The sequence below is a fragment of the Streptomyces sp. NPDC088254 genome, from assembly GCF_044740925.1.
GTDB lineage: Bacteria > Actinomycetota > Actinomycetes > Streptomycetales > Streptomycetaceae > Streptomyces.
The window spans coordinates 69,480-91,725 of record NZ_JBIURQ010000007.1; the positions used below are offsets into that span (position 1 = coordinate 69,480).

Below are 22,246 nucleotides of genomic sequence, written 5' to 3' on the forward strand. Positions count from 1 at the left end.
AGGGAGGCGGCATGACAGAGACGGCGAGCGGTCCGGCACGAGGTTCCCGAGCGAAGGGCGCCAAGGCCACGAAGGGGCTGCGTATCGAGCGCATCCACACCACGCCCGGCGTACACCCGTACGACGAGGTCGCGTGGGAGCGTCGGGACGTCGTCATGACCAACTGGCGCGACGGCTCGGTCAACTTCGAGCAGCGTGGCGTCGAGTTCCCCGACTTCTGGTCGGTGAACGCGGTCAACATCGTCACCAGCAAGTACTTCCGGGGCGCCGTCGGCACCCCGCAGCGCGAGGTCAGCCTCAAGCAGCTGATCGACCGGATCGTGAAGACATACCGGAAGGCCGGCGAGGACTACAGCTACTTCGCCTCGCCCGCCGACGCCGAGATCTTCGAACACGAGCTGGCCTACGCCCTCCTGCACCAGATCTTCAGCTTCAACAGCCCTGTCTGGTTCAACGTCGGCACCCCGCAGCCCCAGCAGGTCTCCGCCTGCTTCATCCTGGCCGTCGACGACTCCATGGAGTCGATCCTCGACTGGTACAAGGAAGAGGGCATGATCTTCAAGGGTGGCTCCGGCGCCGGCCTGAACCTGTCCCGGATCCGTTCCTCCAAGGAACTGCTCTCCTCCGGCGGCAACGCCTCCGGCCCGGTCTCCTTCATGCGCGGCGCGGACGCCTCCGCCGGCACCATCAAGTCGGGCGGTGCCACCCGCCGCGCCGCCAAGATGGTCATCCTCGACGTCGACCACCCCGACATCGAGGACTTCATCCAGACCAAGGTGAAGGAAGAGGAGAAGATCCGCGCCCTGCGCGACGCGGGCTTCGACATGGACCTGGGCGGGGACGACATCACGTCCGTCCAGTACCAGAACGCCAACAACTCGGTCCGCGTGAACGACACGTTCATGAAGGCCGTCGAGCAGGGCGGCAAGTTCGGCCTGACGTCCCGCATGACCGGCGAGGTCATCGAGGAGGTCGACGCCAAGTCGCTCTTCCGCAAGATGGCCGACGCCGCGTGGGCCTGCGCCGACCCCGGCATCCAGTACGACGACACGATCAACCACTGGCACACCTGCCCGGAGTCCGGCCGCATCAACGGCTCGAACCCCTGCAGCGAGTACATGCACCTGGACAACACGTCCTGCAACCTCGCCTCGCTGAACCTGATGAAGTTCCTCAAGGACGACGGCAAGGGCAACCAGTCCTTCGAGGCCGAGCGCTTCCAGAAGGTCGTCGAGCTCGTCATCACCGCGATGGACATCTCCATCTGCTTCGCGGACTTCCCCACCCAGAAGATCGGCGAGAACACCCGCGCGTACCGCCAGCTGGGCATCGGCTACGCCAACCTCGGCGCCCTGCTGATGGCGACCGGCCACGCCTACGACTCCGACGGCGGCCGCGCCCTCGCCGGAGCCATCACCTCCCTGATGACCGGTACGTCGTACCGGCGCTCCGCCGAACTCGCCTCGGTCGTCGGCCCTTACGACGGCTACGCCCGCAACGCCGACGCCCACAAGCGCGTCATGAAGCAGCACGCCGACGCCAACGGCACCGCCACCCGCATGGACGACCTCGACAGCCCGGTGTGGGCGGCCGCCACCGAGGCCTGGCAGGACGTGCTGCGCCTCGGCGAGAAGAACGGCTTCCGCAACTCCCAGGCGTCCGTGCTCGCCCCGACCGGCACCATCGGTCTGGCGATGTCCTGCGACACCACCGGCGTCGAGCCCGACCTCGCCCTGGTGAAGTTCAAGAAGCTGGTCGGCGGCGGCTCGATGCAGATCGTCAACGGCACCGTCCCGCAGGCCCTGCGCCGCCTGGGCTACCAGGAGGAGCAGATCGAGGCGATCGTCGCCCACATCGCCGACCACGGCAATGTGATCGACGCCCCGGGCCTCAAGCCGGAGCACTACGAGGTGTTCGACTGCGCCATGGGAGAGCGTGCCATCTCCCCGATGGGCCACGTGCGCATGATGGCCGCGATCCAGCCCTGGATCTCCGGCGCCATCTCCAAGACGGTCAACATGCCGGAGTCGGCGACCGTCGAGGAGGTCGAGGAGATCTACTTCGAGGCCTGGAAGCTCGGCGTCAAGGCGCTCGCGATCTACCGCGACAACTGCAAGGTCGGTCAGCCCCTCTCCGCGAAGACCAAGGAGAAGGAGAAGGCCGAGATCACGGAGAAGGCCGAGGACGCGATCCGCACCGCGGTCGAGAAGGTGGTCGAGTACCGCCCGGTCCGCAAGCGCCTCCCCAAGGGCCGTCCCGGCATCACCACGTCCTTCACGGTCGGCGGTGCCGAGGGCTACATGACCGCCAACTCCTACCCGGACGACGGTCTCGGCGAGGTCTTCCTGAAGATGTCCAAGCAGGGCTCGACTCTCGCGGGCATGATGGACGCCTTCTCCATCGCGGTCTCCGTCGGCCTCCAGTACGGCGTGCCGCTGGAGACGTACGTCTCGAAGTTCACCAACATGCGCTTCGAGCCGGCCGGTATGACGGACGACCCGGACGTGCGGATGGCCCAGTCGATCGTCGACTACATCTTCCGCCGCCTGGCGCTCGACTTCCTGCCCTTCGAGACGCGCTCCGCGCTCGGCATCCACTCCGCCGAGGAGCGTCAGCGTCACCTGGAGACCGGTTCGTACGAGCCGGCCGAGGAGGACGTCGACGTCGAGGGTCTGGCCCAGTCGGCTCCGCGCCAGACGGACCTGAAGGCCGTCGCCACGCCCAAGGCCGAGTCCGAGGCGGCCAAGCCCGCCCCGACGCAGGCCCACACCAGCGCCGAGCTGGTGGAGATGCAGCTGGGCATCCAGGCCGACGCCCCGCTGTGCTTCTCCTGCGGCACGAAGATGCAGCGCGCCGGTTCCTGCTACATCTGCGAGGGCTGCGGCTCGACGAGCGGCTGCAGCTGATCCCGGGCACGCCGGCCAGGGTGAGTGACCTGGCGGAGGGCGGTGGAGCCGATGTGCGGCTCCACCGCCCTCGCGCGGTTCAGGTAGTGAGGTTGCGCGGGCTCAGGCGCGTCGCGTACGGCCCATGATGCGGCTGAAGTCCGCCGGGTCGTCCTCGTAGCCCTGGACTCCGGGGCGGAACGTCCAGCCGACGGGGGGCACGCGTACGAACTCCGCGATCGTCGCGGCCGTCGAACCCAGGACGCCGCCGAAATCGTCCGTCGCCAGGTCCGTGTAACCCTCACGGATGCGAACGGCGGGGTTGATCACACTGACGAAGGTGCGGTGCGCGGGGCGCTGCTGGATGACGACGCCGACCACCACGCGCACGTACCGCGCGTCGAGCCGGTCCAGCTCCAGCGTCATGACCTCGTCCCAGCCGAAGCCCTTGCCGTCCCTGCTGTCCCGGTTGAGGAAGATGGTGCCGTCGGGGGAGCGGCTGTCGAAGTGCACCACGTAGGCGGGCTCCGCCTCAGGGTCCTCGCTCAGGTAGGTCGCGGCGACGAGGTCCAGGTCGGTGGGTGGCTCCCCCGCCGGACTCGGGTCCCACCTCACCGCCGTCTCGACCTTGCCGATCGCCTTGTTGAGGCCGTTCACCGTCACTTCCCTCCCCGTCGCGGGTGTGCCGCCCTGAACTCCCTGATCACCAGGGCCGGTTGTCCATCCTGCCACGCGCGTGCGAGCGCCCGCACGGCCGCTTCACATCCGAACGTGACCGACGCCACGTCCTGGGGCCTTACCATGGCGCGGTGCTGGTCAAGTGGATTCGCTGCACCGTGGTGGACCGCCGCGGTTTCGAACGAGGGCAGCGGAAGTGGGCGGGGCTTCTGGGCGAACCGGGGTTCCGGGGGCAGGGCGGCGGCTGGAGCAGGGCGCGGCCCTCGGTCGCGCACGTCTTCGCCTTCTGGGAGAGCCGCGCCTTCTACGACTCCTTCATGGCGCGCTCCCACGACCGGCTCGCGACGGCCCAGGCGGGCACCTTCAAGGACGCCCAGGTGCGGCTCTTCGACTACCGCTTCGACGTGAAGACGGGCTTCGAGCCCCGCTTCACCGACTCCGACCTGCTCCGGGTCGCTCTGTGCAGGGTGCGCGAGGAGCGCGCCGAGCACTTCACGCTGATGCAGGAGAAGGTGTGGAACCCGGCGATGGCCGGTTCGCCGGGCATGATCCGCGGGTTGTTCGCGGAGGCGCCGGGACACGAGTTCCTGGTGTTGTCGATGTGGCGCTCGGAGGCCGAGCACGGCAAGTACCGGACCGAACGCATCGAGCGACTCGCGCTGCGGGCCCAGACAGAGGCGGACATCTCCTCACTCACCGGCGACATCGTGCGGCTCGAACCGGCCTGGACGGTCTGATCGCCGACCGCCCGCACGAGCGTTCCGCGATGTCACATGGTGCAGACTTCGTGTGACCTACGCTGTATGAAGGGCTTACGAGTGCTCGATCGGGCGCCATCCGATCTAGGGTTTTGGCATGGCACGACCACGGCGCATCGTCCTTGTCCGGCACGGGGAGTCAACGGGCAATGTTGATGACAGCGTGTACGAGCGTGAACCCGACCACGCTCTGGCCCTGACTGAACGGGGTGTGCGGCAGGCGGAGAAGACGGGCGAGACCCTGCGCGATCTGTTCGGCCGCGAGCGCGTCAGCGTGTACGTGTCGCCCTACAGACGCACGCACGAGACCCTCAAGGCCTTCCACCTCGACCCGGACCACATACGGGTGCGTGAGGAGCCCCGGCTGCGGGAGCAGGACTGGGGCAACTGGCAGGACCGTGACGACGTCCGTCTGCAGAAGGCCTATCGCGACGCCTACGGGCACTTCTTCTACCGGTTCGCGCAGGGGGAGAGCGGAGCCGACGTGTACGACCGGGTCGGCGGCTTCCTGGAGAGCCTGTTCCGCAGCTTCGAGGACCCCGACCACCCGCCGAACGTCCTGATCGTGACTCACGGCCTCGCCATGCGCCTGTTCTGCATGCGCTGGTTCCACTGGACGGTCGCCGAATTCGAGTCACTGTCGAACCCCGGGAACGCCGAGATGCGGATGCTCGTTCTCGGAGACGACGGCAAATACACCCTGAACCGCCCGTTCGACCGCTGGCGAGACCCGGAGCCGTACGGGATCTCCGGATAGACACTCCCACGGGCCGCCGCCCGGCCCCTGCTGACGGCTTTACTTGGCGCGAGGACGGCACCGGTGGTCACTCTGCTCGAGGATGTGGACGCGAGCGCGCGATGGATCGCGCGAGCGCTCAAGAGTTCGGGCTGCCGCGCCGACTTCTCGCCCGCCAGTCTGCGCGACGTCGAACAGTTCATGAGCGACCACAGCGAGGCGGGAACGGCGGTCGAGGGCGGGCTCCTCGCGACCGGCCTGGGGTCCCGACTGTTCGCCCTGGGCTGCTACGTGGGTGAGACCGTGCGGCGCGCCCCCGGCGGCAGCTGGGAGGCGGACGACGGCGATCCGGAAGGCGAGATCAACGTCAGGCTCCGGCTGCCCGAAGGGGCCGTCATATGGCCGGTGCAACGCTTGATGAAGCGATTCAAGAACGGTCCCGAGGACAGCGTCGTCGGGTACGGGGCGGCCCTCGGGCTCGACATGTCGCCGCAGTCGCGGACCCCCGCGAAGCGGCGCTTCGGATCTTGTTTCGGCTTGCGCTGACCTGGGCTGAGGGGCAGGGCCCGGGACCAGTGGAGCTGCGCTGGTGGTGCCGGATTCTTCGGTGACGATTGTGCGGTGACGAATTAGAGTGGCAGAGCGATGACCGTTGACTTCTCTTATGAAGGGCGCCTGGAGCGCGCTCTGGCTTCCCTGCGTGGGCTCGCGGTGGGGGACGCGCTGGGCTCGCAGTTCTTCGTCCCGGTGAACTATCCGCTGCTCAAGCGCCGGGAACTGCCGCCCGGTCCCTGGCAGTGGACGGACGACACGGAGATGGCCTGTTCCGTGGTCGCCGTGCTGGCCGGCCACCACCGTATCGACCAGGACGCGCTGGTCCGCTCGTTCGCCGAGCACCACGACTTCGACCGCGGCTACGGCCCCGCCGTCAACCGACTCCTCAGGCTGGTCCGGGAGGGCGGCGACTGGCGTGAGCTGTCCGCCGCCCTCTTCAACGGACAGGGCTCCTGGGGCAACGGCGCCGCCATGCGGATCGCTCCGCTGGGCGCCTGGTACGCCGACGATCCCGAACAGGCCACCCACCAGGCGGAGATCTCCGCCTACCCCACGCACCAGCACCGGGAAGCCGTGGTCGGGGCCATGGCGGTCGCCGCGGCGGCCGCGCTGGTCGGCGCTCCGGGCGGACCGCCCGCTCCGGAGGCCCTCCTCGACGGAGTCATCGCCCTCGTCCCCAAGAGCGCCGTCGGTGCCGGTCTGCGGCGGGCCCGCGACATGCTCGACTACGGCGACGCGAGCACCGTGGCGGCCGTTCTGGGCTGCGGCCGGCGCACGACGGCGCACGACACCGTGCCCTTCGCGCTGTGGTCCGCCGCCCGCGCTCTCGGCGACTACGAGAACGGGTTCTGGACGACGGCCCAGGTGGGCGGGGACGTGGACACGACCTGCGCCATCGTGGGCGGTGTGCTGGCGTCGGACAAGGCCGGGGCCCCGCCAGGCGCTTGGGTGGAACAGGTGGAGCAACTGCCCGGATGGACGCCTCGGACCGGATAGGCGAAAACTCTCCGTGTTCAACGGGAACTCTGCGTGACCGGGGCCCGTTCTTCGAGTGTCCGCTGTGTGCGATGCGAGTGCCGCACCGGCGGTGATGTCCGAAGCGGTGTGCAGTGATGCGGAGCGTCGGGGGATGGTCATGCGGTCGGTGCGGTTCATGCGGTTCATGCGGTCGGTGCGGGCGCTGTGGGATGCGGTGATGTTCGTTGTATTCGGGGACTCCGGGTGGCGGCGGCTAGGCGGTCAGATCGTCGACGCGGAACCCGGGCGGCCGGCGGCGGGTCCGCCAACTCGCTCCGCCGCGGGGGTCATCGCTGCGGGGAACGCAGGGCGACTGCCTCCCCGGCGTCCCGTCGGTGGGCGGACCGAGGGTGGTGGCCGGGGTGTGATCGGCTGGGCAACTGTGATGTCTTGGAGGGGAGTTGGGGTGGTTTGTGGAGGGCTCCCGCCGCCTTCCGCGCACGTGTGGGGAAACCGGGGTGTCGCGAGGGGATCCCGGCGGCGTACCCTAAGGTCGCCATGCCGTACGAACCACCCACTCACACCGTCGAGCGCTCCCTTCGCGCCACGACCGGAGCGAAGGTCATTGCCGGTGTCGACGAGGTGGGTCGCGGTGCCTGGGCCGGACCCGTCACCGTCTGCGCGGCGGTCACCGGACTGCGCCGGCCGCCCGTCGGCCTCACCGACTCCAAGCTCCTCTCCGTCAAGCGCCGCAACGAACTCGTCGTGGCCTTGGAGGAGTGGGTCACGTCCTACGCCCTGGGTCACGCCTCTCCGCAGGAGATCGACGACCTCGGGATGACGGCCGCGCTGCGGCTCGCCGCGGTGCGCGCACTGGACGCTCTGCCGATACGCCCCGACGCGGTGATCCTCGACGGGAAGCACGACTACCTCGGCACCCCGTGGAAGGTCCGCACCGTCATCAAGGGGGACCGGTCGTGCGTCGCGGTCGCGGCGGCATCGGTGATCGCCAAGGTTCGGCGCGACAAAATGATGGCCGAACTGGGCATCGACCATGCAGACTTCGGCTTTGCGGACAATGCCGGGTATCCGTCACCCGTGCACAAGGCCGCACTGGCGGAACGGGGACCCACCCCGTACCACCGGTTGTCGTGGGCGTATCTTGATGCGCTGCCCCAGTGGCGGCACCTCAAGAAGACCCGCAGCTGGGCGGACGGAAGCGTTCCGGAGATCGAGGGTCAGCTCGGCTTCGACTTCTGACGATTCCGCTCGCACTGATGTGCCACCCGCTGGCGCGAGCCGCACCAACGTTTGATAGACAACAGCCCATGCCTCTCATTCCCGAGGAGCCTCAGATTCACGAGAGTGCCCAGGGTCCCCGCGCCACTCCGGCCAGCGGCCGCACCGCGCCGACCCCTCGACCCGTACCTGGTCCCCGTCCCGCGGCTCCGTCGCGTCCGGGACGTCCTGGTCCCGTCCGGCCCACGCCGCCCGCTCAGCGCGCGCAGCGTGACGCCGCCAAGCCCGGGCCCTCGGCCCCGGCCGCCCACGCCGCTCCGCCGGCCGCCCCGGCGACTCCTCAGATCCAGCTCATCCCGGCCTCGGCCGAAGGTGCACTGGACGCCGCCGAGGAGGCCGTGGACCTGCTCCTCGACTCGGGGCGGGCCCCGGGTGAGGTGCTCGTGCTCACCACCGGCGAGCAGCACCCCTGGGCGGCCCACGAGCTGAGCTTCGGCGAGGCGTCCTACTGGGCGCAGCAGGACGCGGGAGACGACGTCTTCTACGCCGCTGCCGCCGCTGTGGACCGCGCCGCCGTGCGGCCCGTCGTCGTGGTCGCCGTCAACGGCGGTCCCGACACCGTGGCCGCCACCGCTCTGCCCCTCGCCCACAAGCGGGCCGGCACGCTGCTGATCGTCTGCGGTGACCCGCAGCAGATCAACGCCGTGCTGGGCGCGGGCGTCTGAGGCGAGCCGGTTGCGACCACCCCGGGTGTGAACACCGGGGTGCGCAAGCGGGGCGGAGGAGGCGTCGCGGTCGCGGCTGCCTCCAAGGCGCGACCGGACGCGCCCGGTTGACGGGGGATCATGTTTCAGCCGGTGGACGGGGCGCGGCGTCCGGTCGCGGGCGACTCGGGTGGCCGCGTAGGTGACCCCGGTGGTTCCGTCCGGTCCACCGGGTCGGCGGTAGGTCGTGTGGGGCTGCCATGAGCAGCGCCGTGTGGCGGTGAGCGCCGGGCACGGGCAACGGGTGTGCGTCCCGCCGCGAGGCGATCGTGTCTGCACAAGCCGTTCCCTCTGCCCGGAAGGTAGCCGTGACAACGGTCGGCCTTCCGGGGGCGGGTGGCTGCTTCGTACGGGGGCGGGGCGCCCGTGATCGGTGCGGATCGCGCCGGCCTCTGCGCTCAGCGGGCGGCGGCGCGGCGCAGGACCTCGGAGGCGGCGCCGCCTGTGCGGGGCAGCGGAGGCGGCGCCTCGGACAGGGCGAAGGGCTCCGGAGAGGAGTCCGCGTTGGGGCGGCGGCCGCCGCGGCCCTCGCCGAGGACCTGCCAGCCGTCCCGGGTCAGCGTGATGTACGAGCCGCAGCGCAGACCGTGCAGTGTGCAGGCGTCACGCAGGCCCCACATCCACGCGCCGTCCTCCTCCGTCCAGCGCGCGTCGCCGTCACGGCAGTAGAGCAGCACGGCGGTGCGGACCGGTGTGCGGCGGCGCAGGTCGTGCGGGATGACCCGGCGCAGCTGCGAAAGCAGCGCGTTGCGGAACATCCAGCCGTCGGCCGGAGCCTGGCGGCGGGTGAACGAGGCGCTGGCCAGCAACCGTTCGTCCGGATCGAGCACGGCTACGACCGCGGTGGCCGGCCGGGGCCGGTGCCGTGCGTGCAGCCCGCTGACGACCTCGCGTGGGTTGCGCAGCAGCGGAATCCCCGCCGCGGCCCACTCGGCAGGCTCGAGCAAGCGGTTGGCGGAAGCGGCGGACGTGGACGATGACGATGATGCCGCCGAGGACGGAGCGAATCCGAAGGTCACGAGCCTCCCTTCGGCTACGGCCCACACAGGGGGCGGGTCGGATTCGGGGGGAGCGCACACCGCAGCAAGGCCCTGCCGGACCACGGACGAACCGTGCGGGGAGCGGAACTCAATTCTTCCTGTCGAACTTGGATGCGGCAACGAGCAATTGGGGCCACCGACCGTTATGCGGCGGTGCGAGTCATATATCCCTACCCAATGAGGTGCGCTGTGACGCGTGTGCCCGCCATACACGCTCTGTTAACCCTTTGTGGGAGGTGAGTTTCCCCCGGTCCGGCCGCTGGGAGGTGGTGCGGGGGAGCCGTGAGAGCACCCGGCCGGTTGCGCACGGTAGTCGGGTGAAGTGGCCGATTGTCCGTGGCGTCGGGTTGCATGGGGGCATGGACGTTACGGAGCTGCGCGCCGAAGCCGATGCCATCCTCGCCGAGCTCGTCGGAGCCTCCCCCGGGGAGGCGCGGTTGCGGGAGGACCAGTGGCTGGCGGTGGACGCACTGGTGCGGGAGCGGCGGCGCGCCCTGGTGGTGCAGCGCACCGGCTGGGGCAAGTCCGCGGTGTACTTCGTCGCCACAGCGCTGCTGCGCCGACGCGGTGGCGGACCGACCGTGATCGTCTCGCCGCTGCTGGCGCTGATGCGCAACCAGGTCGAGTCGGCGGCGCGGGCCGGCATCCGGGCGCGGACGATCAACTCGGCCAATCCGGAGGAGTGGGACGCGATCCACGAGGAGGTCGAGCGGGGCGAGACCGACGTGCTCCTTGTGAGTCCCGAGCGGCTGAACTCCGTGGACTTCCGCGACCACATGCTGCCCAAGCTCGCGGCGACGACCGGTCTGCTGGTCGTAGACGAGGCGCACTGCATCTCCGACTGGGGGCACGACTTCCGCCCGGACTACCGCCGGCTGCGCGCGATGCTCGCCGAGCTGGCCCCCGGGGTGCCGGTGCTGGCGACGACGGCCACGGCCAACGCGCGGGTCACGGCAGACGTGGCCGAGCAGTTGGGCACCGGCGCCGGCGAGGCCCTGGTGCTGCGCGGCCCGCTGGAACGCGAGAGCCTGCGGCTCGGGGTGGTGCGCCTGCCGGACGCCGCGCACCGGCTGGCCTGGCTCGCCGAACACCTGGACGAACTGCCGGGCTCGGGAATCGTCTACGCGCTGACGGTGGCCGCGGCCGAGGAGGCCACCGCGTTCCTGCGGCAGCGCGGCTTCCGGGTGGCGTCGTACACGGGGCGCACGGAGAACGCGGATCGGCTGCAGGCGGAGGCGGACCTGCTGGGGAACCGCGTCAAGGCCTTGGTGGCGACGTCGGCGCTCGGGATGGGCTTCGACAAGCCGGATCTGGGCTTCGTGGTGCACCTCGGCTCGCCGTCCTCGCCGATCGCCTACTACCAGCAGGTGGGGCGTGCGGGGCGCGGTGTGGCCCATGCGGACGTGCTGCTGCTGCCGGGCAAGGAGGACGAGGCCATCTGGCGCTACTTCGCCGACACCGCCTTCCCGCCCGAGGCACAGGTCCGCCAGACCCTCTCGGCCCTCGCCGACGCGGGCCGCCCGCTGTCCGTGCCGGCCCTGGAGGCCCTGGTCGACCTGCGGCGCACCCGCCTGGAGACCATGCTCAAGGTCCTCGACGTGGACGGTGCGGTCAAGCGGGTCAAGGGCGGTTGGGTCTCCACCGGTGAGCCGTGGGTCTACGACACGGAGCGCTACGCCTGGGTCGCCGAACAGCGGGCGGCCGAGCGGCAGGCCATGCGGGACTACGTGAGCACGACCGGGTGCCGCATGGAGTTCCTGCGCCGGCAGTTGGACGACGAGGGCGCGGCCCCGTGCGGGCGGTGCGACACCTGCGCGGGCGCCTGGGCCGACGCCGCCGTGTCCGCCGACGCGCTCACAGGGGCGGTGAAGGAACTGGACCGTCCGGGAGTGGAGGTCGAGCCGCGCCGGATGTGGCCCACGGGCATGCCCGCCCTGGGTGTCGACCTCAAGGGGCGCATCCCGGCGGGCGAGCAGTGTTCCACCGGGCGGGCCCTGGGCCGGCTCTCCGACATCGGCTGGGGCAACCGGCTGCGCCCGCTGCTGGCGGAGAACGCGCCGGACGGACCGGTCCCCGACGACGTCCTGCGGGCCGCGGTGGCGGTCCTCGCCGACTGGGCGCGCTCCCCGGGAGGATGGGCGTCGGGGGGCCCGGACGCCCCCGCCCGGCCGGTCGGCGTCGTCGCCGTGCCGTCGCTGGCCCGCCCGCAACTCGTCGGCTCCCTCGCCGAGGGCATCGCGAGGGTCGGCCGCCTGCCCTTCCTGGGCGCCCTGAGTCACGTCGGACCGGACGGCGCGCACGCGGCGCGGCGCAGCAACTCCGCCCAGCGGCTGCGGGCGCTGACCGACGCCTTCACCGTCTCCGAGGAACTGTCGCGTGCGCTGACCCTCGCCCCCGGACCAGTGTTGCTCGTCGACGACTGCACGGACTCGGGCTGGACCCTCGCCGTCGCCGGGCGCCTGCTGCGCCGGGCGGGCAGCGGACCGGTACTGCCGCTGGTCCTGGCCACCGCGGGCTGAGCGGCCGCAGGAGTGACCTCGGCGGTGCCGTGGGGGGACCTGAGCGTCGACGTCCGCGCCGGTGACACGGGAGGCCAGCGGTTGCAGTAGAGTACCTTTCACTCACGCGGTTCGGGCTTGCCGTACCTGGTGTGGGACTCGGCTTCCTGGGCGAGCCGGCGCAGTGCGAGCAGCGCGGGTTCCAGGAGGAAGGTCAGGAGCACCGCGCGCTCGGCCTTCTCGAGCGGGTCCGACGGCTCCTGCAGCTGGTCCAGATCGAGGACGGCGGTCTGCTCCGCGAGCCGTGCGTAGGGCAGGAGCGACTGCCAGTGGTAGTCCACGCCCAGGGAGCGCAGCGTCTCCAGTGTCTGGTCGATGACGTGCCGGGCCGGGTTGTGCTCGGTGACGTCCCAGCCCAACTCGGACAGCAGCGAGCCGGCTTCGGAGCCGCCCGGGTCGGTGGAGTCCTCGTCGACGCTCTTTTCGGCGCTCTCCTCGCCGGGTTTCCCGGTGGGTGACAGGCCGAAGACGAGGCCGAGCAGCGAGTGCATGTCGGTCGGACCCCCGGAGACGGCGTCCAGCACATGGCGGGCCGCGCTGACGGACAGTCCCCGCACGCCGATCAGGGCGCGGATCAGCCGCAGTCTGCGCACATGGTGCTCGTCGTACTCCGCCTGCGTGGCGGCGGTCGCACGACCGGGCGGCAGCAGGCCCTCTCGCAGGTAGTACTTGATCGTCGCGGTGGGCACACCGCTGCGACGACTCAGCTCTGAGATGCGCACAGGTTTTCCGTTCCTTCCCCTGTCATTGGGAAGCGCCACTCTCTAATATGGATAGTGTCACTCCCCAACTGTGGAGGCGAGACTACCGTGCCCACTCTTCCCTGGGTGAAGCCGAACCCGGCCCAGCCCCACACCACTGCCTTCGTGATGGCCTCTCGGTTCGAGGTGCGATCCCTGAAGGACGTGCCGCGCTTCTTCCTCAAGTCCCTGTCGGCCTGGGGTCAGGTCCGCAAGGCGCCCGGCGCCCTCGGCGCCTCGCTGGAGGCCCAGCTGACCAGGGGTGTGTTCTTCACGCTGTCGGCGTGGGAGGACCGCGACGCCCTGTACGCGTACGCGCGGGCGGAACCCCACATGAGCATCATGGCCGGGCTGCGCTCCACGATGCGCGAGTCGACGTTCACCTTCTGGGAGACGCCGGTCGAGCGGCTGCCGATCGACTGGAAGGAAGCCAAGCGGCGCATCGACGACCAGGCCCGCGCCGACGCCGCCGACAGCGGGAGCGCCGCCCACTGAACGTCCGGCCGAATGCCGTCGCGCACAGGGGCAGGTGCGGGACCGCTGTGACGTGACCCTGACCGGAGTTATCCACAGGTCGAAGCGGAGGATCGCAATCCGCGAGATCGTCTGGGCATGACGAATCACAGCGAAACGACCGGAAGTCATGTCCCGTTCCACGGAGGCCCGATGGGCGACGGGGACACCGTCGCACCCCACCACGTGACCCTGCGCACCCCGGCCGAACTCGCCGACGCCATCCCGTACTTGCTCGGCTACCGGCCCGAGGACAGCATCGTCCTGGTCGCCCTGCACGACCGGGGCGGGCGGGGCCGGTTCGGTGGCCGGGCCCGCCTGGGCATCCCACCCAACCCGGACGACTGGCGGGCCGCGGCCCGCCAGCTGGCGCAGGGCCTCGTACGGGGCAGCGAACGCCGTGGAACCCGGCCCGCGCAGATGGTCGCCTACCTCTGTCAGGAGCCGGGCGACGGCGAGACGGGGCGCGAGATCATGGAGCGGCTGCGTCCGCTGGCCCAGCGGCTGCGCGAGGAGTGCGGGGACCTGGACGTCCCCGTGATCGAGGCACTGTGCATCTCCGACGGGCGCTTCTGGTCGTACTGCTGCGGCGGCAAGGGCTGCTGCCCACCCGAGGGCGCCCCGATGGGCCTCCCGGGCACGTCCGTGGTGGCCGCCGCGGCCACCTACGCCGGCATCCAGGTCCGGGGCACCCTGTGCGAGCTGCGGGCCCGGTTGCTCCCACTGGAGACGGGTGCGGCGCTGGAGCAGGAGGTCGCGCTCGACACCGCGAGCATGGCGCTGGTGCCCAGGATCGTCGAGGACGACAACCGCGCGGTCGTGGCCGACGAGACGATCGAGCTGGCCGAGCTGATCATGCGCCGCCTGGCGGCGGCTCCTCCGGTGGCGGACGCACCGGAAGCGGACCGGAGGGACGACCGGCTGCTCTCCGCCGACGAGGCGGCCGCGCTGATTCTGGGCCTCCAGGACCGCACCACCCGGGACCGCGCCGCCCAGTGGATGGAGGGCGACGAAGCGGCCCCCGCACTGCGTCTCTGGCGTGCCCTGGCCCGCCGCTGCGTCGGACCCTACGGCGAGCACGCGGCGGCGCCCCTCACCCTCGCGGGCTGGGTCGCCTGGTCCGTCGGCGACGAACTCGAAGCCCGGGAGGCCCTCGCCATGGCACTCGGCGCCGACCCCGGCTACCTCTTCGCCCGGCTCCTGCACCAGGCCTGCAACGAGGGCCTCGACCCCGAGTCCGTACGAAGCTTTCTGCGCACCGAACGGCAGGGCCGCGCCGAGGGGTCCGCACCGGGAGACGACGGCCCCGAGGACGGGGAGGACCCGCAGAGCGGCCCCCGACCCGACCACCGACGCCGCCGACCCCGCCCCGCCTCCTCGGAGCGCGCAGCCGCGCAACGCCCGGGTACGGATCGCCCGGGTTCGGATCGCCCCGCCCCAGGGCGCCCCGCTGCACGCCCCCGCACACGCCCCCTGGGCAAGGCCGCCCGGCGGCGCGACAACTGCCCGGAGGGCAGGGGGTGAGCGGGGGAGCACACCAGGGGACACGCCCGCCCTGACAGCCGGAACCGCCCGCGTCGAGGAAGCGCCCGACGAACTGCGAATGGGGGAGCGTGGCCTGTTTATCGTCAGGAAGACGACTATGATCGCCGCATGCCCTACGACCCGTCAGCGTTCCCGCCCTTCGCCGTCACCGTGGACCTGGTCGTACTGACCGTGCGCCGCCATGCCCTGTGCGCTCTGGCGGTCCGCAGGGGCGAGCCGCCGTTCCAGGGCCGGTGGGCTCTCCCCGGCGGCTTCGTACGGGCCGACGAGGACCTCTCCCAGGCCGCGGCGCGCGAACTGGTCGAGGAGACCGGACTGCATGCGCACGATCCCTCCGCCCCCGCCCAGGACCACGGCGCCCACCTGGAACAGCTCGCCACCTACGGCGACCCCGGCCGCGACCCCCGGATGCGTGTCGTCAGCGTCGCCCACCTCGCGCTCGCCCCCGACCTGCCGGCTCCCAGAGCCGGCGGCGACGCCAGCAACGCCCGCTGGGCGCCCGTCGAGGAGCTGCTCCAGCACGGCGGTCACGGCCGGGACGGCGAACCGGTCGCGCCGCTCGCCTTCGACCACGCCCGGATCCTCGCGGACGGAGTGGAACGCGCCCGCTCCAAGATCGAATACTCCTCGCTCGCCACGGCGTTCTGTCCCCCAGAGTTCACCGTCGGGGAACTGCGCCGCGTCTACGAGGCGGTGTGGGGGGTGTCCCTGGACCCGCGCAACTTCCACCGCAAGGTGACCGGCACCCCGGGCTTCCTGGTGCCGACGGGAGGCACCACCACACGGCAGGGTGGCCGTCCCGCCCAACTCTTCCGCGCCGGCGGTGCGACCCTGCTCAATCCGCCGATGCTGCGGCCCGAGGTGTGAAACGGGAGTCGCACCGAAGAAAACGGACATAACGCGCTATCTTGCTACGGGTGATCCAGGCTTTCGGACTGACCAGCGAACCGCGCAAGGAGCTCCCGCCCGCCCTCGACGACGTGTCCTTCGAGGCGCGCTCAGGGCGCGTCACCGTTCTGCTCGGCACGCCGGGCGCCGGCAAGACCACGGCGCTGAGACTCATGCTCGAACTCCAACAGGGCTGTGGCATCACCTACTTCAGAGGCCGGCCTCTGCACCGCGTCGCTCACCCCGCACGCGAGGTCGGCGTCCTGCTGGGCGACGTGCCCGGGCATCCCGGCCGCACCGTCCGCGGTCATCTGCGCATGCTGTGCGCGGCCGCCGGCGTCCCCGCCCGGCGGGCCGACGAAGTCCTGGAAGCGGTCGGGCTGGTCAGCCTCCGGGAGGAACGACTCGGCACCCTCTCCCGGGGCATGGACCGTCGCCTCGGACTCGCCTGCGCGCTCCTCGCCGACCCGCACAGCCTCGTGCTCGACGAGCCCGCCGAGGGGCTCTCCGAACGCGAAAGCCGTTGGCTGCACGCCATGCTGCGCGCCCACGCCGACCACGGCGGCACGGTCCTGTCGACCACGACCGACCCCAAGGAGGCCATCCGCATCGCCGACCGGGTCGTCACGCTGGACGAGGGCCGGCTCGTCGCCGACCAGGAGGTGGGCGACTTCGCCCGTACCCGGCTGCGTCCACGCGTCGCCGTACGCAGCCCCCACGCGGCCCGTCTCGCCGCCCTCCTGACCAAGGAGGCCCGCACCGGACACCGTTCCGTCGAGGTGGTCCAGGAGGACGGCAACCGGCTGTCGGTGTACGGCAGTACTTGCGCCGCCGTCGGCGACACCGCCTTCCGGCACGGCGTTCTCGTCCATCAACTCGCGGACGAAGTGGGCGACATGGGCCCAGGAGCCGGAGGGGCCGACCCGGAGCTCACCGAAGTTCTGCCGGGCGTGCCCCGGCCGGCGACTCCGTCGAATGCCCGCACCCGACCCGCAGACGATTCGGTCGGCGCCGCGGCCACAGTCGTCCAGTCCGCGGCCCGACCCGACGCCTCAGCCTCAGGCGTTTCGGCTGCCGAGCCGGCCAACGTCTCAGTCGAAGGCGTCCCGGCCGACGCCTCGATCGCCGACACTCCCGTCACAGCGACTGCCGAAGCCCTCGCTCGCCCGTCGTCCGATGCCCCTTCCGCACGTGCCTCGGCCCCCTCCGGGACCGCCGCCCCGGCCGACGAGAGCCGCGACGCCCGCGCCGACGCCCGTCCCGAGGCTGCCACGAGCGCCCAGGGCCGTTCCCTGGTCGCCGTGCCGGCCGCCGACGCCCCGGCGGCAACCCGACCATCCGGCGCGTCGCCCGACGAACCGCCTGCCGCAATGCGCTCCATCAAGACCGACACCGACAGAACCGGCCGCTCACCCAACTCCGCTCACCGCACCATCCACCCCCCGGCGCAGCACTCCCCGAGAACCGTTGCCCGCCGCCGCCCCGACGGCCGCGGTGTCACCTTGCCGCCCCCCATCTCCGTGCGCCCCGCCCCCAGCCCCCTTCGCCCCCTCCGCTATGAACTCCGCCGAGCCGCCGGCGTCGGCACGGGGTTCGTCACCGGTGCCGTCGTGCTCCTCCTCTCCGCCGTCACCGCCGTGTTCCTGGCGCGCGCCGGGCACACCTCGCAGGCGCGTCTGCTGGCCGCCTGGCCCGTCGAACTGCCGCTGCCTCCCGCCGCGCTCGGCGCGGGACTGCTCGGAGCGCTCGCCTTCGGTGACGAGTTCCGCCACCCCGCGCTGGCCGCCGACCGCGGCACCGTCCCCCGCAGGCTGGGCATGCTCACGGCGAAGCTGGCCGTCGCCGCGTTCACCGCGCTGGCGCTGGCCTTCCTCACCGTGGGCTGCGACGCCGAAGTGCTCTACCTCCTCTACGGGCGGGAGCACGCGCAGGTTCCCGCGGACTGGGCCCAGTTGAGCGTGAGCTGGTTCGGACTCGTGGTCGGCTGCGCCTGGGCCGGCGTCCTGGCGGCCGGCGTCTTCCGCTCCACCACGGCCGGGCTCGCCGCGGTGGCGGCCGTGCCGGTGGTCGTCGTACCCGTCGTACACAAGGTCGTCCACGGCGTGTCCGTGCGGACGGCGGCCGGACTCTCGGTGCGGATGCGCGAGGTGTTGCTGCTCCAGTGGCCCTTCGGAGGCGAGCGCTACCTCGCCGCGGTGGTCCGCCTGATCGGTCAACCCTTCGGCGGCGCACTGGCGTTGTCGCTGACCTGCCTGCTCGGCGCCTACCTGCTCACGACCGTGCGGAGCCGCGCACGATGACCGCGGACCGTGCGCACCCGATCCCGACATGTGCGCAACTTCCCCACAGAAAGCCCATTTCTTTCCGATAAGGCGTCAATTCCGACGGGGTGAGCGATCACCCTTTCGTGTGCTTTTCACCAAAGCCCTCAAGGCAGTTGGAGGCAGCGCCGACAAAGGATCCGTGAGTACCCTTGCGCACACCATGATGACCGCCGCCCGCTCCGCCGACTCCGGTCTGGCCGGCCCGGGCGAACTCGACCGCTACCCCTATGCCGAGCCGCCCGTCACCGAGCGCGTCGGAGCTCCCGTCTGGGAGGGCGCGGACCCCGAGCTGGGCCGTGTGGGCCGGCGTGCCGCGGGCAGCCGCGGCCGCGGACTGCACGGCCAACTCGTCCAGCAGCTCGGCCAGATGATCGTCTCCGGTGACCTGGGCGCCGACCGCCCGCTCGTGCCGGAGGAGATCGGCCAGCGTTTCGAGGTGTCCCGCACCGTCGTCCGTGAGTCGCTCCGCGTCTTGGAGGCCAAGGGCCTGGTCAGCGCCCGGCCGAACGTCGGCACGCGCGTGCGTCCCGTGAGCGACTGGAACCTCCTCGACCCCGACATCATCGAATGGCGGGCCTTCGGTCCGCAGCGCGACGACCAGCGGCGCGAGCTGACCGAGCTGCGCTGGACGATCGAGCCGCTCGCCGCCCGCCTCGCCGCGGGGCACGGGCGCGAGGACGTCCAGCGGCGGCTGTCCGACATGGTCGAGATCATGGGGCACGCCATGGGCCAGGGTGACGCGCTCACCTACTCCCGTGCCGACGCCGAGTTCCACTCCCTGCTCATCCAGATCGCGGGCAACCGCATGCTGGAGCACCTTTCCGGGATCGTGTCGGCCGCCCTCCAGGTCTCCGGCGGACCGGTCACCGGCTGTGACCGGCCGAACGAGGTGTCCCTGTCGCACCACGGCAGAATCGTCGACGCCCTCGCCGCGGGCGACGGCACCGGTGCCGAGGTGGCCATGCGCCAGCTCCTCACCGTCCACCCCGAGGTCGAGCGAGTCGTACCGGCGCCGCGCGAGCACTGACCGCACCCGCCCCGCGGGCGGTGTGGTCGGGGTCTCGTGTCCCGTCGTCTCCCGGCCCCTCTCCCCGGCCGGCGCCCCGCCCCGTCCGTCGGACCCCGCAGTGCCCGCCTCCGGGACCGCGGGGTCCGACGGCGCGAAGAGGCCGGTTGGGCGGCGGTCGTGTGGGTAGACGTCGCGGGTGACCTTAAGTGCCCGTGTCTGACCGTTTTTGAGCGCTTACGTGGTGTGACTCGGGCCACGAAGATTAGGCGTAACGCTCATGGAAACAACGCGATGACCTAAGAGGTGACAGCCGCGGAGGGAATACGGACGCCGTACAAGGCGCTGTGCATCTTCCCGGCCCCCCGCCCGCACCGTCGGCCCGTCCCCGAGGCCGGTGGTCGGCTCCTGTCCGCAATGGACGGGGCCGGAAGTCGTTTTCCAACGTTCCGAGAGGTTGTTCGTGTCGGCCAGCACATCCCGTACGCTCCCGCCGGAGATCGCCGAGTCCGTCTCTGTCATGGCGCTCATTGAGCGGGGAAAGGCTGAGGGGCAGATCGCCGGCGACGATGTGCGTCGGGCCTTCGAAGCTGACCAGATTCCGGCCACTCAGTGGAAGAACGTACTGCGCAGCCTCAACCAGATCCTCGAGGAAGAGGGTGTGACGCTGATGGTCAGTGCCGCGGAGCCCAAGCGCACCCGAAAGAGCGTCGCAGCGAAGAGTCCGGCCAAGCGCACCGCCACCAAGACGGTCGCGGCGAAGACGGTGACCACCAGGAAGGCCGCCGCCGGAGCCCCGGCCGCCCCGGCCGCGCCCGCTGTGGACGACCCCGCCGAGGAAGCCGCCCCCGCGAGGAAGGCGGCCGCCAAGAAGACCACCGCCAAGAAGGCGGCCGCGAAGAAGGCCGCCCCCGCCAAGAAGACGGCGGCCAAGAAGACCGCCGCCAAGAAGGACGACGTCGAGCTCATCGAGGAAGAGGTCCTCGAGGAAGCCGCCCCCAAGGCCGGCGACGAGCCCGAGGGCACCGAGAACGCCGGCTTCGTCCTCTCCGACGAGGACGAGGACGACGCGCCCGCGCAGCAGGTCGCCGCGGCCGGTGCCACCGCCGACCCGGTCAAGGACTACCTCAAGCAGATCGGCAAGGTCCCGCTGCTCAACGCCGAGCAGGAGGTCGAGCTCGCCAAGCGCATCGAGGCCGGACTGTTCGCCGAGGACAAGCTCGCCAACGCCGACAAGCTCGCCCCGAAGCTCAAGCGCGAGCTGGAGATCATCGCCGAGGACGGCCGCCGCGCCAAGAACCACCTCCTGGAGGCCAACCTCCGTCTGGTGGTCTCCCTGGCCAAGCGCTACACCGGCCGCGGCATGCTCTTCCTGGACCTCATCCAGGAGGGCAACCTCGGTCTGATCCGAGCGGTCGAGAAGTTCGACTACACCAAGGGCTACAAGTTCTCCACGTACGCCACGTGGTGGATCCGTCAGGCGATCACCCGCGCCATGGCCGACCAGGCCCGCACCATCCGCATCCCGGTGCACATGGTCGAGGTCATCAACAAGCTCGCGCGCGTGCAGCGCCAGATGCTCCAGGACCTGGGCCGCGAGCCCACTCCGGAGGAGCTGGCCAAGGAACTCGACATGACCCCGGAGAAGGTCATCGAGGTCCAGAAGTACGGCCGTGAGCCCATCTCGCTCCACACCCCGCTGGGCGAGGACGGCGACAGCGAGTTCGGCGACCTCATCGAGGACTCCGAGGCCGTCGTCCCGGCCGACGCGGTCAGCTTCACGCTGCTCCAGGAGCAGCTGCACTCCGTCCTGGACACCCTCTCCGAGCGCGAGGCAGGCGTCGTCTCCATGCGCTTCGGTCTCACCGACGGTCAGCCGAAGACCCTCGACGAGATCGGCAAGGTGTACGGCGTCACGCGTGAGCGCATCCGCCAGATCGAGTCCAAGACCATGTCGAAGCTGCGCCACCCGTCGCGCTCGCAGGTGCTGCGCGACTACCTCGACTAGACGGCGACCGACGCCGCCCGGCCGGCGTCGACGTCACAGCCTGACGCCGAAGGCCCGGTTCCCCTGGGGAGCCGGGCCTTCGGCCTGCCGCGCGGCGCGCGGGTGCGCGTCGGCATGCACTGGATCACCCTGGGTGTTCATCGATCACTTCAGAGTGAGGAGCGCGCATGCGTCGTCCTTTGGTCCGGGCGCTGACCCGGCCGCTGGTCCTGGCGACCGCGGCGATGGCCATACCCCTGGTGACAGCCGTACCGGCGGCCGCCGACGGGGTGGTCGTGGGTGGGTTCCCGGTCGATGTGTCCACGTCGCCGTGGACGGTCGCGCTGTCCAGCCGTGACCGGTTCGGCGGTACGAGGTCCGGGCAGTTCTGCGGAGGCGTGGTGGTCGGCACGTCCGCGGTGCTGACAGCCGCCCACTGTATGGGCCAGGAGGTGCTCGGAGCGCCCAGAGCGCGCGATCTGAAGGTCGTCGAGGGCCGCACCGACCTCTCCACCGGCGCAGGCCGGGAGATCGCCGTGAAGGGCGTCTGGGTGAACCCGGCCTATGACAGCGAGAGCAACTCCGGGGACTTCGCCGTCCTCACGCTCGCCGAACCTCTGCCGCAGACCTCGGTCGTCGCCATGGCCGCCGCGGGCGACCCGGCCTACCAGCCCGGCACGGAGGCCCTGGTCTACGGCTGGGGCGACACCTCGGGCGGCGGCTCCTACCCGCAGAGCCTGAGAGCGGCCCGTGTGCACGTCCTGCCCGACAGCTCCTGCGAGTCCGCCTACCCCGGCGGCCGCGACGGCAGGTACATGGCGAAGACGATGGTGTGCGCGGGGGAGGCGAAGGGCGGGCACGACTCCTGCCAGGGCGACAGCGGCGGACCGCTGATCGCGCAGGGCCGGCTGATCGGGCTCGTCTCCTGGGGCAGCGGCTGCGGAGAAGCGGGGAACCCGGGCGTCTACACCCGCGTGTCCGACGTCGTGCGGGCCTGGAAGGAGGCCTTGGCCGCCGGCTCCGGCTCCACGCCCGCCGAGGGCGCAGCCGTGGGCCGGTCGGGCCGCTGAAGC

18 protein-coding genes are annotated in these 22,246 nt (G+C 71.1%); 15 read left to right on the forward strand and 3 right to left on the reverse strand.

Annotation, left to right across the window (positions count from 1 at the left end):
- The first annotated feature begins 11 nt into the window (after window positions 1-11).
- The gene (locus ACIOC0_RS20995; RefSeq protein ID WP_402156653.1) at window positions 12-2,906 is read left to right on the forward strand and encodes a vitamin B12-dependent ribonucleotide reductase; all 2,895 of its coding nucleotides are present in this window, start codon (window positions 12-14) and stop codon (window positions 2,904-2,906) included.
- A gap of 102 nt (window positions 2,907-3,008) precedes the next feature.
- Here the strand turns inward: ACIOC0_RS20995 and ACIOC0_RS21000 are convergent, their stop codons facing one another.
- Window positions 3,009-3,617, reverse strand: coding sequence for a TerD family protein (locus ACIOC0_RS21000; RefSeq protein ID WP_402156654.1), 609 nt, complete (start codon window positions 3,615-3,617; stop codon window positions 3,009-3,011).
- 77 nt (window positions 3,618-3,694) lie between these two features.
- Between ACIOC0_RS21000 and ACIOC0_RS21005 the strand changes: the two genes are divergently transcribed.
- The 6 genes from ACIOC0_RS21005 (at window position 3,695) to ACIOC0_RS21030 (ending at window position 8,533) form a co-directional block, all read left to right on the forward strand.
- Complete coding sequence (locus ACIOC0_RS21005; protein WP_130438225.1) at window positions 3,695-4,300, forward strand: YdbC family protein; 606 nt, start codon at window positions 3,695-3,697, stop codon at window positions 4,298-4,300.
- A 118-nt stretch (window positions 4,301-4,418) separates the two neighbouring features.
- Window positions 4,419-5,078: a histidine phosphatase family protein gene (locus ACIOC0_RS21010; RefSeq protein ID WP_402156656.1), complete on the forward strand. Its 660-nt coding sequence runs from the start codon at window positions 4,419-4,421 to the stop codon at window positions 5,076-5,078.
- A gap of 84 nt (window positions 5,079-5,162) precedes the next feature.
- Window positions 5,163-5,603, forward strand: a complete 441-nt coding sequence (locus tag ACIOC0_RS21015; protein ID WP_402156657.1) for a hypothetical protein — start codon at window positions 5,163-5,165, stop codon at window positions 5,601-5,603.
- Window positions 5,604-5,702: 99 nt separating this feature from the next.
- Window positions 5,703-6,608, forward strand: a complete 906-nt coding sequence (locus tag ACIOC0_RS21020) for an ADP-ribosylglycohydrolase family protein (RefSeq protein ID WP_402156659.1) — start codon at window positions 5,703-5,705, stop codon at window positions 6,606-6,608.
- A 519-nt stretch (window positions 6,609-7,127) separates the two neighbouring features.
- Window positions 7,128-7,829, forward strand: a complete 702-nt coding sequence (locus ACIOC0_RS21025) for a ribonuclease HII (protein WP_402156660.1) — start codon at window positions 7,128-7,130, stop codon at window positions 7,827-7,829.
- A gap of 68 nt (window positions 7,830-7,897) precedes the next feature.
- A complete protein-coding gene (locus ACIOC0_RS21030) occupies window positions 7,898-8,533 on the forward strand; it encodes a hypothetical protein (RefSeq protein ID WP_352245855.1) in 636 nt (211 codons plus the stop codon).
- 437 nt (window positions 8,534-8,970) lie between these two features.
- Here ACIOC0_RS21030 and ACIOC0_RS21035 read toward each other — a convergent pair whose 3' ends face one another.
- Window positions 8,971-9,591 carry a hypothetical protein gene (locus ACIOC0_RS21035; protein WP_352245856.1) on the reverse strand — a complete coding sequence of 207 codons (621 nt, stop codon included), beginning with the start codon at window positions 9,589-9,591 and terminating at the stop codon, window positions 8,971-8,973.
- A gap of 380 nt (window positions 9,592-9,971) precedes the next feature.
- Between ACIOC0_RS21035 and ACIOC0_RS21040 the strand changes: the two genes are divergently transcribed.
- A complete protein-coding gene (locus tag ACIOC0_RS21040; RefSeq protein ID WP_402156661.1) occupies window positions 9,972-12,131 on the forward strand; it encodes a DEAD/DEAH box helicase in 2,160 nt (719 codons plus the stop codon).
- Between the two features lie 98 nt (window positions 12,132-12,229).
- On the opposite strand, the gene ACIOC0_RS21045 is transcribed toward ACIOC0_RS21040, so the two are convergent.
- Window positions 12,230-12,892, reverse strand: a complete 663-nt coding sequence (locus tag ACIOC0_RS21045) for a MerR family transcriptional regulator (RefSeq protein ID WP_402156662.1) — start codon at window positions 12,890-12,892, stop codon at window positions 12,230-12,232.
- An 87-nt stretch (window positions 12,893-12,979) separates the two neighbouring features.
- Here ACIOC0_RS21045 and ACIOC0_RS21050 point away from each other — a divergent pair, with 87 nt between their 5' ends.
- The 7 genes from ACIOC0_RS21050 to ACIOC0_RS21080 all read left to right on the forward strand — a co-directional run bounded on the left by ACIOC0_RS21050 (window position 12,980) and on the right by ACIOC0_RS21080 (window position 22,243).
- Window positions 12,980-13,405, forward strand: coding sequence for a DUF3291 domain-containing protein (locus ACIOC0_RS21050; protein WP_402156663.1), 426 nt, complete (start codon window positions 12,980-12,982; stop codon window positions 13,403-13,405).
- Window positions 13,406-13,522: 117 nt separating this feature from the next.
- Window positions 13,523-14,947, forward strand: a complete 1,425-nt coding sequence (locus ACIOC0_RS21055) for a DUF4192 domain-containing protein (protein WP_402156665.1) — start codon at window positions 13,523-13,525, stop codon at window positions 14,945-14,947.
- A 129-nt stretch (window positions 14,948-15,076) separates the two neighbouring features.
- Entirely contained in the window at window positions 15,077-15,835 is a 759-nt protein-coding gene (locus ACIOC0_RS21060) for an NUDIX domain-containing protein (protein ID WP_402156667.1), read from the forward strand.
- Between the two features lie 50 nt (window positions 15,836-15,885).
- Complete coding sequence (locus ACIOC0_RS21065) at window positions 15,886-18,156, forward strand: ATP-binding cassette domain-containing protein (RefSeq protein WP_402156668.1); 2,271 nt, start codon at window positions 15,886-15,888, stop codon at window positions 18,154-18,156.
- A 163-nt stretch (window positions 18,157-18,319) separates the two neighbouring features.
- Window positions 18,320-19,207, forward strand: a complete 888-nt coding sequence (locus ACIOC0_RS21070) for a FadR/GntR family transcriptional regulator (protein ID WP_402156670.1) — start codon at window positions 18,320-18,322, stop codon at window positions 19,205-19,207.
- Between the two features lie 442 nt (window positions 19,208-19,649).
- Entirely contained in the window at window positions 19,650-21,194 is a 1,545-nt protein-coding gene (locus ACIOC0_RS21075; RefSeq protein WP_402156671.1) for an RNA polymerase sigma factor, read from the forward strand.
- 167 nt (window positions 21,195-21,361) lie between these two features.
- Window positions 21,362-22,243: a S1 family peptidase gene (locus tag ACIOC0_RS21080; RefSeq protein WP_402156672.1), complete on the forward strand. Its 882-nt coding sequence runs from the start codon at window positions 21,362-21,364 to the stop codon at window positions 22,241-22,243.
- Window positions 22,244-22,246: the final 3 nt, after the last annotated feature.